Raw genomic sequence first — 13,596 nt, forward strand, 5'->3', positions numbered from 1 at the left:
GAAGCAATACCTTTGGTTGGCGAGATCAATGATCACATCTAGATATTGGCATCTCTGCTTGCCAATCAGCCACGATTAATCTTGTAAAATAAGGCTGTTCCAAGATTTTAATAAACTGCCCTGATGCTTAAAAGGGCATATTTTGATTTTATTCCTGCGTAATCCCCTCAATCTGATCTATTCCACAGCGCCACTGAAGCCGATCTGTGACTGATCTGATGGATGCTTGTTTGCTCGATTGAGCTAGCGTTAGCAAACGTCAACTTCGAGGGCTTGCGCTATATCGGCATTAAGGATAGCTCATGGAATCATCAGATTCTGCGCAGGCTGCGTTTATGGCTTCTGCTGCTGAAGCCCAACCAATGCCTGAAGCTTTAACCGCCACTGATTGGCGAGCATGTTTGCGCACAGTCAACCAAATTGCCCACCTCATGGCCCAACATCTTGATCTCATGGCGTTACTTCAGCGGGCGCTGGTGATTATTAGCGAGGATTTTAAGTTTGCCACCCTGCGCCTGTTACTGCTCAATCGACCTGCTGCTGATCGTTTGATCTGTCGGGCGGGCATTGGCCCAGCTACACTTCCGTTGGCGATTGATGCGCTTTTTCCAACCGACCAAGGCATTATTGGGGCGGCCATCCAACTTCGTCAGGTAGTCTGGATCGATAATGCACCGAACTTATCATATTTGGCGATTCCGATCATTATTAGTGCCCAGCTTGAAGGAATTCTCTACATCGAATCACAACGCTTGGTATTGGCCGATGATCTCACCAATTTGGCGATTGTGGCTGATCAGCTGGGCGTAGCGATTGAAAATGCCTGTCTTTTTGATCAGCTTCAGCAGCATTTGGCTGAAACCCAGTTGATGTTCGAAACCAGCCATAACATTAGTAGTGCTCGCACGGTTGCCGAGGTTGTGGCGGCCTACCTCAACCATATTGCCGCCCGCCGTCGCTATGCCTGTACCGTTGTTTTATACGAGTTTGATGCCCAAGGCCAGTTTGTAGCTCGTACAGTCAAAGGGCGTTGGTCGCCAGAACATGGGTTATCGTCGAACCATGATCGCCAGCCCCATGAACGTGATGCCTTAGATGATTTGCTTGATGCAGGCGAGACGGTGACGATTGCTGATGTGCGCACCGACCCACGGGTTGCGCCTGGTTTGCGGCGCATGCAAGAAGCTGAACAGCGCTTAGCAATGGCCTTCATTCCATTGATTGTGCGTAGCCAGCGGATTGGTTTGGTTGTGTTGACTGACGCTAATCCGCATGAGTGGTCACATGCCGATTTACACCCCTACCAAGTTACGGCTGAGCATCTGGCGATTGTGATTGATAATCGTCGTCAACAACGCTTGCTGTATGCTCATGGCGAACGGATTGCCGTGTTGGATGAGCGCCAGCGGCTCGCCCGCGATCTGCATGATTCGGTAACCCAAATGATCTTCAGCATCACGCTGATCTCGCAAACCGTTACCTCGGCTTGGCAGCGTGATCCAGCTGAAGGCGAGCGCCGCGTTAATCGTTTGATCGAATTGAGTCAACTAGCCCTGGCCGAAATGCGTTCGCTGTTGACCGATCTGCATCCGATTGAGCGTGAGCATCCGCAAGCTGTGCACTATGCCCAGCCAACGCCCCACGCTGCCCCAACTGAGCCAAGTAAATTGATGCAACGATTGCATAAATATGCAACCGAGGTGATTGGCGATCAACTTCAGATCAACTTTGATACGACCAGTTACGAGCAACATACAGCTATCTGTGAAGATGCACTCTATCGAATTATCCAAGAAGCATTAAACAATGTCAGCAAACATGCCCATGCCAGCCATGTGGCGGTAACTCTGCGCGTTCATGGCAATCGACTGATCTTGAGTATTCAAGACGATGGAATTGGCTTTGATCAATCGAGTCAACCAGCGAGCCAAGGCTTAGGTCTCTACAGTATGCGTAAACGGGTTGAAACCTGTGGCGGAACGCTGACGATTACTCTTGGGGCAACCGCAGGGACGATGGTGCAAGCAATCATCCCGCGTGAAGCGCCCCATGTCAGGAGCTAGCTATGACAAATACTATCCGAATTATGCTGGTTGACGACCATGCCATTGTGCGTGAAGGACTACGCACCCTCTTAGCCGAGGATAGCGAATTTTTGGTTGTGGGTGAGGCCCAAAATGGAGCCGAAGCGATCGAATTGGCGGCAATCGTGCGGCCACATGTTATTTTGATGGATCTTGTAATGCCGAATGTCGATGGAATTCAGGCGACCCAAGCGCTTCAAAGCCTCATGCCAAGCAGCCGAATCATCGTTCTGACCAGTTTTAGTGATGATCAATGGGTCAGCAAGGCAATTCAAGCGGGTGCGAGTGGTTATCTGCTGAAAAATGTGCTCAAGGCCGAGTTGTTTCTGGCAATTCGCACAGTTGCCAGCGGCCAGCCATTTTTACATGCCGAAGCCCAGCGCACCTTGATGCGTCAATCAACCGCTCCGCCTTCACTGTTGCCAAGCCTAACCGAGCGTGAGCGCAGTGTGCTTGATGGGATTGTCGGCGGCTTGAGCAATAAAGAAATTGCTCGTTCGCTGCATCTGACCGAGGGCACAGTTAAAGGCTATGTTAGCACCATTCTCACCAAGTTGGCGGTGGCCGATCGAACTCAAGCGGCGCTGTATGCCATCAAACATGGCTTTGATCTGACCCAGTAAGGTGTCAACCCTATCTTTCGTTAGGGATTCCGACCACCTTTTGATAGCCCGAATTCCTAGCCTTGGCTAGGTGTGGCTTGCCAAGTATTCTCGTATCCTAATTTCCATGATTCCAACGGCCCGATCATTCCAAACCATAAATAGAGCGTGTGTTTCTCTATTGTTATCCAACCCTAGCGGTCTTGGTTTTTCGGTTATTAGGAGGAGCGATGATTAATCGTAGTTCATGGCAATTTCGCAGTCAGTTGTTGGTGAGTACAGGCCTTATTGGGTTTATGGTGCTACTCACAACGCTTTTGACCACAGCCTCATCAGCCCAAACCCGCGAGTGTCGTATGGCTGATGCCTTGAAGATTTGTGCTAATACGTTTGTTGCGACCGATCCCACGCATTTTATCGCCCGCGACGATGTGACGCTGGCGATTGGTGATGCCCCGCCATTGATCAGCGTTAGTGCGGTTGGTACGAATCTTGGCGAGTTTGTGTTTGCTGCCGATCAGTCGGTGCTGTCAGGCGCAGTTAAATTTATTGGCGATAATGCTAGCTTGCCGCTGGTTGCCTCAACCTATAATGCCAACAACACGCCCAAAGAGGTGTTTGAGGTTGATACGACTGGCCTAACGATTACCAATGATCAAAGCAGTGCTGATCCAATCGGCGTAATTGCCAATAGCACGATCAGCCTGCACTTCCTTGATCGTTCTGGTGTGCGCAGTTTTTATAAGACAACTGACCCCAGCGAGACCGAAGATCTGAGCTTTGTGTTCGATCTGGCAGCAGCAGAATTTCGGGCTGAGCTGCCGATTAACCTCAACATCGCGGCATTAAACCCAAGCACGTCTGAGAATCCCAATCTGAATATTTTGGTGAATCTTAAATATTCGCAACAAGGCGTGCTCTCAGGTAGTGTCGAGAATTTCACCATGTCATTGGCTGGCATGAGTGTCGCAGTCAAAGAGATTGCGCTATCAACTGGGGCTTTTGAAGCCGGTTTGGTCGAAGTTTCACGGGCTGCTAACCCCGATTTGCCAAACCTTGATCCAGCTAAGCCAAATTTGGTCTTTTCGCTGCAAAATCTCAAGTATGCTAACCGCAGTTTTAGCATTGGCGGCGGCTCGGTGCCAATTCCCGATTGGAAGTTTGGCGGCAATTTCAGCATGACCGACCAAACCCTGAGCATTGGCCATGATAATGCGACTGGCACGTCAACCGTCAGCGTCAACTCAACCTTGATTTTTGGCGATGTGCTGAACCAACCAGAATCAGCCACGCCGCGCGAAGTAACCTTGACATTTAGTGCAGTCAAAGTCAACGGAGTTTTCAAACCAGTGTTTAGCGCTACCGTTGCTGAAACCACGGTTGCAATGGGGCCGCTGAATTTTCGCCTGCGCGGGCTGACCTTGGTTGGCGATACCGTGGAAAATTTCTATGGCTTAGAAGCAAGCGCGGTTGATCTGCTGTGGTCAAGCGATATGGGCGGTCAATCAGCAGCAGGTATCACTGGCTTCAAATTTGGTATCGACAAAGATGGCAAACTGCAATTCGCCCTGGGCGGCGCGACGATCAGCACTCCCAATATTTCGAGCGGAGTTTTGCAAGGCAGCAGCATCGTTGGCCAATTTGGGGTAGCTCAAGAAACCCTCAGCCTCACCGTGACTGGTAACCTGACCGTAAAAATCCCAGGCAACAGTGGGGTTGGTGCAGGCTTGGTGATGGTGGTGCGCGGCGGCCCGAATGTTGCGCCGATTGGCAGCCAAAACTGTGCTGAGCCGCCATGTCTCAAGCGCTTCGAGGCTTCGCTGACCAACTTTAGTGTCAAGATTGCTGGTTTCAGCATGGCCTTGGAAAACCCCCGCTTCCTTGATGATGGTGGTTTTGCCGCCGATAGTGCCCGACTTTCGATGTCAGACCTGATGGGCAACCTTACCGCCGATGTGTCTGGCCTCAGCATCAGTGGGCGCGGCGAAGTTTCGGTAACTGGCGGCGGGATTGAGTTGCCACCGCTCAAGATTGCTGGCACCAATTTTGTCGGTTTCCGGGGCTTTTTCAGCAAAGATGGCGCTGGCTACATGTTTGCTGGTGGTGCAACTCTGAGCATGCCTGGTTTTGATCCCAGTGGCGGCTCGACAATCTCGGTCGATGTGACGGTCAAAACCTTGCCAACTGGGGTGTTTAATGAGTTGGATGTCGTGGTGGCCTTCGAGTCATCGCCAGGCATTCCGTTGGCCAATAGTGGCGCTGCCCTAACCAAGATGAGTGGTTCGTTCTCGCTCAAATCAGGCTCGGTCACGATTGGAGTTGGCATTGAGGTAAGTTCAGTTGCTCAACTCGCGGGAATCCCGCTGGTTTCGGCTGAGGGAACTGCAACCTTGGTGGTTGATCCCTTCAAGTTCTCGCTGACCGCCAGCATGAAGGTGTTGATCTTTGAAGTTGCTAGCGCTAGCGTGAGCATTGGCCACGAAGCTGGGTTTAGCGGCGGCAAGGGTCTGCATGCAAAATTCCAATTTGAGGCGGTGATTGTTCGTGGCGGCTTGGAACTGCGGGTTGGCACGGTCACGGTTCGTAGCTGTACGCCTGCTGGCTCAACCAACTGTGTTGATAAGCAAAAACTGCGCTTTGCTGGCTCAGCACGAATGTCGGTTGGCTTGCGCAAAGGCCAGTTTGGCCGCGCCTTGCCACCAAAGAATATTACCTTTGGCTCAGTTTCATTCCAAATGGGCGAGTTTGAAAAATCGGGTGGTGGTACGACCGTAGGGATGTTGGGTCGCGTGAGCTGCTGTTTCGGCATCTTCAAAGTGAGTGTATTTGTTGATTTGAGCAAGCCAGTTGGCTTGAACACTGGTTTTGTCAAGCTCGTCAATCCGAAAAATTATCGCCTGATTAACTCGCTCCAAATTGCTCAGAGTATCGAGCAAGGCGAACCAGGCTATAGCCAACGAATCATCTCACGGCCTATCAACCCCGGGAAATCGGGTGGTGCCTTGTTTGCGGCAATCCCTGAAGTTACTGTACCAGTTGTGATTACCTCAACCGCTAGCGGCTACTTTGGGATTCACTTTAGTGGAACTCCCGCAGTTGAACCAGTGATACGCTTGATTTTGCCTGATGGAACGGAATTAAATGAAGGTAATGTCAATGACACAACCCAGACCTTGATCCGTGATTACACAACTGTTATTACGGAAGGCAATGACTTGGCCTTTATGCTCGAAGCAGCCACTCCTGGCACATATAGCCTGATTATTGAAGGGCCACCAAGCCAATATGAAGTGGTTGCCTACCAATTAAATAACCCACCAGTTTTTGATAGTGCGACCTTGGCTTGTGGTGGTGCGGCAACCCCAGGCGTGACGGTAACTTGTAATTCGGCTCCAACTGGCAGCCAAGTTACGGTCAATTGGGCAACCCATGATACTGATGACCCTAATGCCAAAGTTTCGCTGGTTTATGCTAGCGTCATCACCCCAACCGATCCCATTGATGTGGGCTTGAGCACCGTCATTAGCGATAACATCAAACTTGGCACAGGCCAATATATTTGGGATCTCAGCGAAATTCCAAGTGGCCAATACAAACTGGCATTATTTGCCGACGATGGCCATAATCAACCAACCGTTCAACATCTGGATACCTTGATTGTGGTCAATGACCAGCGTGCACCCAAAATTCCAACCAACCTTCAGGCGACACCATTGCCCGGTCAATTGTTGGTCAAGTGGACACCAAACAGCGAAATGGATCTTGGTGGCTATGAGATTGGCTTTGGTGAAGTCAATGATCCAAACGAGTTCCTCTACTCCCGCAATATGGGTGGCAAAGAGATGATCTTTACTGCGACGAACCAGCTTGATGCCAAACTGTGGGGCTTGAAAGACAATCAATCGATCTTCTATGGGATTCGGGCCTATGATCTTAGCGGCAACTACAGCGCTTGGTCGCCGTTGGTTGTGGGCACGCCGTGGCCACTAAGCCCACATGCTTGGAATCCAGTGCCAGGAGGACGCGGTGTGACAACCACCCAGATTGAGGCCGCCTTTGAAACTCCGCTAAGCGAGGCATCGCTGACAAATGCCTTCCAAGTTCGCAATGCCAGCAATCAGTTGGTAGCTGGAACACCAACCTATCTTTATAATCTTGATAAAACTGAGATTATCGGATTTAGCTTCAAGCCGAGCGCTACGCTGGTCGATGGTGAAACTTACACCGTGACCATTCGCGGCGGAGCCAACGGGATCAGTGCCAAAGATGGCCGCCAGATGCCTGCTGATTTCAGTTGGAAATTCGAGGTCGAGTCGTATCAAATCTATCTGCCAGCCGTGAAGCGCTAAGCGATCACGATCTGACTTAACCAAATCAGCCTCTGCCAATTATATGCAGAGGCTGATTTTTTAATCCCTAGAATGATTGATCGAATTAAGAATGGGGTATAGCTTGAGGATTGGGTTTGCACTGCATCTCATTCACAACTTCGGCGAGGCTTTTATTGGCCAATACTTGTTGCATGGCAGCTTCGGCGTGGCTAAAAATGGTGCTAAGCACTGGCTGGATGGTGCGTCCACAGCGACAATCTTGGTTGGGTGAACTGGCGTGTAAAGGCAGAATGCGGCAATTTTCGGTGGCATGATAAATATCGTTGAGGGTAATTTCATGAGCCGAACGCGCTAAACGGGTTCCGCCATCTGCGCCATATTCGGTGTGGACTAAGCCTGCTCGGTTGAGCATGCCTAGAATCCGCCGAATAACGACCGGATTGGTATTGACGCTGGCTGCAATACAGCTTGAGGAAAGAGCTTGATTTGCATTGGTTTCAAGCAGTGCCAAAATATGCACCGCCACAGCGAATCGACTGCTTGCACTCATGTTTTTTGCCTCATTGTGAATATGAAACAAGTATAGTTACATTTTAACCAGCTGTCAATTATGCTCAAATGGCGCTTTGGTGATGATTTGATAACAATTGGCTCAATACCATATTTTAATCAGGATGATTAGTTTTTTTCAAATAGGCGCTCAATCGCGATACGTGGGCTACTCAAAATTGGAATATTTTGTTGACATAATTTTGCTGCTTCCGCCATTGAGGCTTGCGCTAAAACGATCACATCAACCTGCTCAATCGTTGCAAGTACACTGGCAATTTGTTGCAAATAGCTGGCTTGATCGTTGGCAAGAAAGGCTTCCCATGCATTCAGACAGGTATAGTTGCTAATTTGAATTGCTTTGGCATGGTGTTGCGCTACATCATTAAGCAAGTTGTGGGTTGGTTCAAGGGTGCTGGCCAAAGCTGCAACGACCGCAATTCGTGAGCCAAGTGCAATTGCCTGTTCCGCCATCGCCCGATCAACCCGAATCACCAGCGGATTGAGCGTTTCGGCCAAGCCGCCGAGGGTTGAGCAGGTGCAAACGATTCGCTCTACGCCTTGGGCTTGGAGTTGCTTGATGATTTGCGTAAGTTTTTTGGCAATTGTGGCTGTTACTCCTGCTTGACGAGCTTGTTCGAGCAAGGCTGGCACAACCACATGCTCAACCGCACAGGCTGGCTGAATTTCGCCAACCAATTGTTCAAAGGTGGCAATATGCACGGCGGCGGTATGAATAAAACCTAGTTTGTTGATCATTGATTTTCGACAACCTCGGCTAGTTGTTCAGCGGCTTCGGGATTGTTGGCGGTGCTTTGAATTGGCGTTGGTTGACTGGTTTGGCTTGGCACACCAGCCAAGGCTTCTTGCACCAAGGTTTGCATTCGCTGCATCGCATCACGGGCAAAACGCAATTGTAAATGTCGCCCAAACAACTTAAAGCCTAGCCAATAAAATGGGTTGCGAATGCGCCCGGTTTGCGAAAAAGCATGAATGCGAAACAGCACTTGACCTGTTTCGAGCAATTTAACGATCGTAAATTCAATTTGGCCGCGCTCGAAATGGCCTTGTAAGGTTTGATAGTTGTAGCCCCAAACCTGCTCAGGGCCGTGCTCAGTCTCGCGAGTTTCGTCGATCACCCCGCCGATTTTTACTCCAAAATAGAAGCTAAAGCCCAAAAATGTGCCACGGAGCAACATAATTCGCTGTTCGAGCGGCTGGTCGGGAATAAAAATTCCGGTGATCAGATCGGGTGGTGGAAAGCGATATTCGCGTAGCACCGCGCAGGCTGCTTGCCATGAGCCATGAGCTTGGGGCTGGCCTGGCGATTCGGGTGGTAATTCAGCCTCATAATCATCAACATTCCAGCCATTTTCCTTGGTATATTCGTGGACGCGCTGTAAATCGAAATTGAGCTGGGCATCGCGATAGGCCTCAATTTGCTGGCGATATTGTTGCCACAATGGTTGTTCAGTCATGAATCACTACCTCGCCCTCTGGCGTTTGTTCAATTGTGCTGGTTTGAATTTCGCCGAGCTGTTGGGCTTGGGCAAATTCAACCACTCGTTGGCAAAAGGTGCTCCAAACTTGGGTTTGCACGACTTTGCCGATGCGATAAGCCATTTCGACCAAGCCATCGCGTGAACGGGCTTCCGACGCGATTTCAAAGCGCCATGCAGCGGCGTGCTTTGGGTGTGGTTTAAGCTCAAAATGAATTTGTCCGGCCTCGGGATGGCCCTCAAGCGTGCAAAATCCAAAGCGCAACGGCTGGCTGGTACACACCCGCACCGAGCCATTCCACGGCCCCAAAATCGCAATATCATATTCATCGCCAACCTGCATCACTCGCTCGTTGCCCGTGGCTTTGCGAAAATCGGCAAATAAACCAGGGCTGAAATCGGGCAAATTGGCCTTGATATGCTTAACTAAACTTTCGGGCGATTGAGTGAGCGCCTGAAAATCGACCCAGTAGCGGCGGCGATAGAGCGAACCACTGCCTGCTTGTGGGGTTTGAGTGGTTTTGCCACGCTTGAAACGGCGCTGCCAACATTGCACCAAGCCGATTGCTCCTAAGCCCAGCCCGAACATCCAGCCGAATTGCCGTCGTTGCATTGTTAACCTCATTGTAACTCAGTTGCTGCTGGCACTGTATGCAAAAACAGCACCACGATTTTCGCGATTTGGGTTAAACCACAATAACGCGGATTATCAGAATGATTGGTTGATCTTCCTGAGATGCGTGGATTGGCAGATTGAATTATTGGTTAAGCTCTGGAAACTGCATTAGGAGTGAAAATATTAATGGCGTGACGTTCGGGAATAGAAATTGTGGGTTATACGCTGATTGAATCATAGTATCGTCGTAATTGAGATCACCAGCGTGGGGATTAGGGGAATGACTAAAACTGATTGCTTGAATCATTCCCCTACCCTATGTTCATTATCTGCGACCTACTGTTCGCCACCTGGATGCGTGAAGTCGATCTTTTCGGCCTTTGCCGTGCCGTTCTTGCGATCCGGATAGGACAGCCACTGCATGGCAATATTGAGGTCTTGAACAACAGTTGCGGCCTCGATCGTGCTACCGTTCTCCAATTCGATCGATCCGGTTGTGTGTGCATCGCTGACCAACGTGAGATCGTACCCGCGTTCAAGCGCAGCATAGGCGGTGGCGCGAATGCACCAATTGGTTGCTGCCCCTGCCAGCACAATATGCGAGACCTCTAACGCTGCTAGTTCTTCCGATAAGGTGGTTTGTTCAAACGATGAATTAAACTGCTTGTGGATGCGTGGCTCGCCTGCGGCTGGTACCAACTCCGGAACCCATTGCCACTGCGGACTATCGGTGGGCATTTCCTCATCAGTGTGTTGAACCCACAGCACGGGAATGTTTTCAGCGCGAGCACGCTCCACGGCGTGGGCGATATTCCCGATGACCCGAGCGGCCTCCCACGTGCCATTCATAACACCGACTTGGACGTCAACGACCACGAGTGCGGCCTTGTTTCCTGCGCGGATAGTTGCCATATGCTGCTCCTGTGACACAATTCAATACTGGTATTATAACACATATGTGCTATTTTAGTGAATTTCCAACATCCTAAAATGATGATCATTGCATTTTTGTAACTCGTTATGTGAAAAATCGTACAAATTACCTATTGTTATTTACTTCACAAAGGTGTAGAATCGATGTGCGGTAACAACAGGAGGCCGAGTATGCAAAAAGTAATTATTATTGGGGCAGGCTTTGCGGGTCTGCGAGCTGCCAAAACCCTGGCGGGCAAAAAAGTCGATGTGTTATTGATCGATCAACAAAATTATCATTGTTTTCAACCGCTGCTGTATCAAGTGGCGACGGCTGGCTTGGAGCCAGAGCAAATTGCCTATCCGGTGCGCGGAATTATGCACAATTGGCCGGGTGTGCGCTTTTTGATGGCTCGTGTGGAGCAGATTGATCGTGCTAGCAAACATGTGGTTACCACGATGGGCAGCTTCGACTATGATTATTTAATTGTCGCGGCGGGCGGCCAAACCAACTATTTTGGTAATCGTGAAATCGAGCAACATAGCTTTGGCTTGAAAAATTTGAATGATGCTGAGCAGTTGCGCAATCACTTGCTAAGTATGTTTGAACGTGCGGCTTACGAGCGTGATCCACAGGTGCGCCAAGCTTTGCATACGTTTGTGGTGGTTGGCGGCGGCCCAACTGGCGTTGAACTGGCCGGAGCAATTCGCGAGTTGGTCAAACACGTCTTGGTGCGCGATTTTCCCCAACTTGAAAATAGCCAAGTGCAGGTGATTTTGCTTGAAGCTACCGATAAAGTGCTAGGCATGTTGCCAATGCGCTTGCAACATAAAACGCTTCAGCGCTTGGAAAAAATGGGTGTGCAAGTCCGTTTGAATACCGCCGTCGAAGGAGCTAGCGTCGATCAGGTGTATCTCAAGGGTGGCGAGGTGATTGCTAGCCATACCCTGATTTGGGCGGCAGGTGTGCGCGGAGTTGAGTTGGCCCAAAGCCTCGAATTGGCCTTAGCACGCGGCAATCGGGTCCAAGTTCAGCCCGATTTGCGCTTAGCCGACGATCCAAATGTGTTTGTTGTTGGCGATCTGGCCTATCTTGAGCAGGCGGGCAAGCCCTTGCCGCAAGTTGCGCCGGTGGCAATTCAACAGGCGGTTACGGCAGCCAAAAATATTTTGCAGCAGCACCAAAACCAGCCTACCCAAGCCTTTGTCTATCGCGATCGTGGCTCGATGGCGACGATTGGCCGTAACGCAGCGGTGGCGCATATTTTTGGCCTGCAATTTTGGGGCTTTCCGGCTTGGGTCGTGTGGTTGTTCATTCACCTAATGAGCTTGGTTGGCTTTCGCAATCGGCTGGTGGTGCTGATTAATTGGGCCTATAACTACTTCTTCTATGATCAAGCGATTCGTTTGATTACCGCCAATCGCAAGCAAGCCGATTTTGACGTAGCGCCAGCTTTGGATATAATGCAAACCAACAACTAAATGGTGTGGCTATCACACCAAAGCTAGGGGAGCCAAGTGAGCTTGGCTGAGAGGGCGGACCGATCGATGCCGCTAACCCTCAGAACCTGATCTGGTTTATACCAGCGTAGGGAAGCGTTTGACGATTAGAAACCATCGCTAACCTTACCCGTTGGCGATGGTTTTTTGTTGCTCAACGCCTACCGCACGCCCGTGTGGAGGTGCTTTTTATGCAGGAATCGCCTGATTCTGTGCTTGATCCGGTTGCCAAGGATCAACGTTCGTTTGGGTTCCACGATTGTTTTGCCTTATGGTCGAGCCTTGGGGTGGGCTTGCTAGTGCTGAGCGCCGGAGCCTTGTTGGTGCCAAGCCTGAGTTTTGGCATGGCCTGTTTGGCGATCGTGCTTGGCTCGGCGGTTGGTGCTGCGCTATTGGCCTTGGTCGGCGTGATTGGCAGCGATACGGGCTTGCCAACCATGGCCTTGTTGCGCCCAGCCTTGGGCATTCGCGGTGCGATTGCGCCTACGATCGCCAATCTCATCCAATTAATCGGCTGGGGTGCCTTTGAAATTATTGTGATGAGCGAAGCGACTGATGCGATTGCCCGTAGCGCTGGGCTTGATCTACCCGCCAGCATTTGGACGGTGCTTTGGGGCGTGCTGGTGACGGCTATGGCCTGGGGTGGGCCACTGACAATTGTGCGGCGGTTTTTGCGCACCTGGGGCATTTGGTTGGTTACTGGTTCGGCGCTTTGGCTGAGCTACCAAGCCTTTCAATTAACCAGTTTGGCTGAGTTATTTGCCCATCAAGCAACTGGCGAGTTGGGTTTTGGCACAGCACTCGATCTGGTGATTGCGATGCAACTTTCGTGGTTGCCATTGATTGCCGACTACACTCGCTACTCCAAGGGTGCGCGGTCAACCTTTTGGGGCAGTGGTTTGGGCAATTTCGCGGCAAATGTTTGGTTTTATGGCTTGGGCGTGGTTTTCACCCTAAGTTTGGTGGGCCAACAAGTGCTGCCCACAATTTTGGGCGCGGCTGGGGGAGCCTTGGCTCTAAGCCTAATTTTGGTCGATGAATCGGATAATGCCTTTGCTGATATTTATTCGGCGGCAGTTTCGGCGGGTCATTTGAGTAGCCGCATTAGCCTCAAAATGCTGGCTTTAGCCTTTGGCTTAATTTGTACTGGTGTGGCCTTGGTTGTGCCAATGGCGCGGTATGAAGGCTTTTTATTGTTGCTTGGCTCAATTTTCGCACCGCTGTTTGGGATTGTGCTGGTCGATCATTTTGGGTTGCGCCAGCGCCAACTTGACGTAATCGAACTAGATCGTGTCAATGGGCGATATTGGTATCAGGCTGGCCTGAATTGGCGCGGTTTAGTGGCTTGGATTCTGGGAATTGGCCTGTTTCATGGCTTGAATGCTTGGTATCCGACCTTTGGCGCAACGATTCCAAGCCTTGTGAGCGCTGGATTGATCTATTGGGGGTTAGGCAAAATTGGTTTGTTTACCAAGCAATCGGCCTTGCAACGTGCGGCCTAAA

The 13,596-nt window shown here is 50.6% G+C and carries 10 protein-coding genes and 1 riboswitch; of the genes, 5 read left to right on the plus strand and 5 right to left on the minus strand.

Going from position 1 to position 13,596, the window contains the following annotated elements; all coding sequences use genetic code 11:
• Positions 1–302: 302 nt before the first annotated feature.
• The 3 genes from LCH85_00965 to LCH85_00975 all read left to right on the plus strand — a co-directional run bounded on the left by LCH85_00965 (position 303) and on the right by LCH85_00975 (position 7,035).
• A complete protein-coding gene (locus LCH85_00965) occupies positions 303–2,063 on the plus strand; it encodes a GAF domain-containing sensor histidine kinase (GenBank protein MCA0350541.1) in 1,761 nt (586 codons plus the stop codon).
• 2 nt (positions 2,064–2,065) lie between these two features.
• Positions 2,066–2,707: a response regulator transcription factor gene (locus LCH85_00970; GenBank protein MCA0350542.1), complete on the plus strand. Its 642-nt coding sequence runs from the start codon at positions 2,066–2,068 to the stop codon at positions 2,705–2,707.
• Positions 2,708–2,916: 209 nt separating this feature from the next.
• Positions 2,917–7,035: an Ig-like domain-containing protein gene (locus tag LCH85_00975; GenBank protein ID MCA0350543.1), complete on the plus strand. Its 4,119-nt coding sequence runs from the start codon at positions 2,917–2,919 to the stop codon at positions 7,033–7,035.
• An 85-nt stretch (positions 7,036–7,120) separates the two neighbouring features.
• On the opposite strand, the gene LCH85_00980 is transcribed toward LCH85_00975, so the two are convergent.
• From LCH85_00980 to LCH85_01000, 5 genes are all read right to left on the minus strand, one after another.
• Positions 7,121–7,567: an Rrf2 family transcriptional regulator gene (locus LCH85_00980; GenBank protein ID MCA0350544.1), complete on the minus strand. Its 447-nt coding sequence runs from the start codon at positions 7,565–7,567 to the stop codon at positions 7,121–7,123.
• Between the two features lie 128 nt (positions 7,568–7,695).
• Complete coding sequence (locus tag LCH85_00985; protein MCA0350545.1) at positions 7,696–8,325, minus strand: hypothetical protein; 630 nt, start codon at positions 8,323–8,325, stop codon at positions 7,696–7,698.
• Entirely contained in the window at positions 8,322–9,044 is a 723-nt protein-coding gene (locus LCH85_00990; GenBank protein MCA0350546.1) for a DUF1990 domain-containing protein, read from the minus strand. The genes LCH85_00985 and LCH85_00990 overlap by 4 nt, the downstream gene beginning before the upstream one ends.
• On the minus strand, positions 9,037–9,678 hold the full coding sequence (locus LCH85_00995; GenBank protein ID MCA0350547.1) for a DUF1990 domain-containing protein: 642 nt from the start codon (positions 9,676–9,678) through the stop codon (positions 9,037–9,039). Before LCH85_00995 ends, LCH85_00990 begins: the two co-directional genes overlap by 8 nt.
• A 339-nt stretch (positions 9,679–10,017) precedes the next feature.
• Complete coding sequence (locus LCH85_01000) at positions 10,018–10,593, minus strand: cysteine hydrolase (protein MCA0350548.1); 576 nt, start codon at positions 10,591–10,593, stop codon at positions 10,018–10,020.
• 192 nt (positions 10,594–10,785) lie between these two features.
• Here LCH85_01000 and LCH85_01005 point away from each other — a divergent pair, with 192 nt between their 5' ends.
• Both LCH85_01005 and cytX read left to right on the plus strand, forming a co-directional pair.
• Complete coding sequence (locus tag LCH85_01005) at positions 10,786–12,075, plus strand: NAD(P)/FAD-dependent oxidoreductase (protein MCA0350549.1); 1,290 nt, start codon at positions 10,786–10,788, stop codon at positions 12,073–12,075.
• A gap of 15 nt (positions 12,076–12,090) precedes the next feature.
• Positions 12,091–12,205: riboswitch (TPP riboswitch) on the plus strand.
• Between the two features lie 79 nt (positions 12,206–12,284).
• Positions 12,285–13,595, plus strand: a complete 1,311-nt coding sequence (cytX, locus tag LCH85_01010) for a putative hydroxymethylpyrimidine transporter CytX (GenBank protein ID MCA0350550.1) — start codon at positions 12,285–12,287, stop codon at positions 13,593–13,595.
• Position 13,596 lies beyond the last annotated feature (1 nt).

This window comes from Chloroflexota bacterium (genome assembly GCA_020161265.1).
In the GTDB taxonomy this organism is placed as follows: Bacteria; Chloroflexota; Chloroflexia; order Chloroflexales; family Herpetosiphonaceae; genus Herpetosiphon.

What these genes read in the sequence shown, in the direction of transcription:
- LCH85_00965 (MCA0350541.1), top strand. Translation starts at nt 303, where the DNA reads ATGGAATCATCAGATTCTGCGCAGGCTGCGTTTATGGCTTCTGCTGCT.
- LCH85_00970 (MCA0350542.1), top strand. Translation starts at nt 2,066, where the DNA reads ATGACAAATACTATCCGAATTATGCTGGTTGACGACCATGCCATTGTG.
- LCH85_00975 (MCA0350543.1), top strand. Translation starts at nt 2,917, where the DNA reads ATGATTAATCGTAGTTCATGGCAATTTCGCAGTCAGTTGTTGGTGAGT.
- LCH85_00980 (MCA0350544.1), bottom strand. Translation starts at nt 7,567, where the DNA reads ATGAGTGCAAGCAGTCGATTCGCTGTGGCGGTGCATATTTTGGCACTG.
- LCH85_00985 (MCA0350545.1), bottom strand. Translation starts at nt 8,325, where the DNA reads ATGATCAACAAACTAGGTTTTATTCATACCGCCGCCGTGCATATTGCC.
- LCH85_00990 (MCA0350546.1), bottom strand. Translation starts at nt 9,044, where the DNA reads ATGACTGAACAACCATTGTGGCAACAATATCGCCAGCAAATTGAGGCC.
- LCH85_00995 (MCA0350547.1), bottom strand. Translation starts at nt 9,678, where the DNA reads ATGCAACGACGGCAATTCGGCTGGATGTTCGGGCTGGGCTTAGGAGCA.
- LCH85_01000 (MCA0350548.1), bottom strand. Translation starts at nt 10,593, where the DNA reads ATGGCAACTATCCGCGCAGGAAACAAGGCCGCACTCGTGGTCGTTGAC.
- LCH85_01005 (MCA0350549.1), top strand. Translation starts at nt 10,786, where the DNA reads ATGCAAAAAGTAATTATTATTGGGGCAGGCTTTGCGGGTCTGCGAGCT.
- cytX (MCA0350550.1), top strand. Translation starts at nt 12,285, where the DNA reads ATGCAGGAATCGCCTGATTCTGTGCTTGATCCGGTTGCCAAGGATCAA.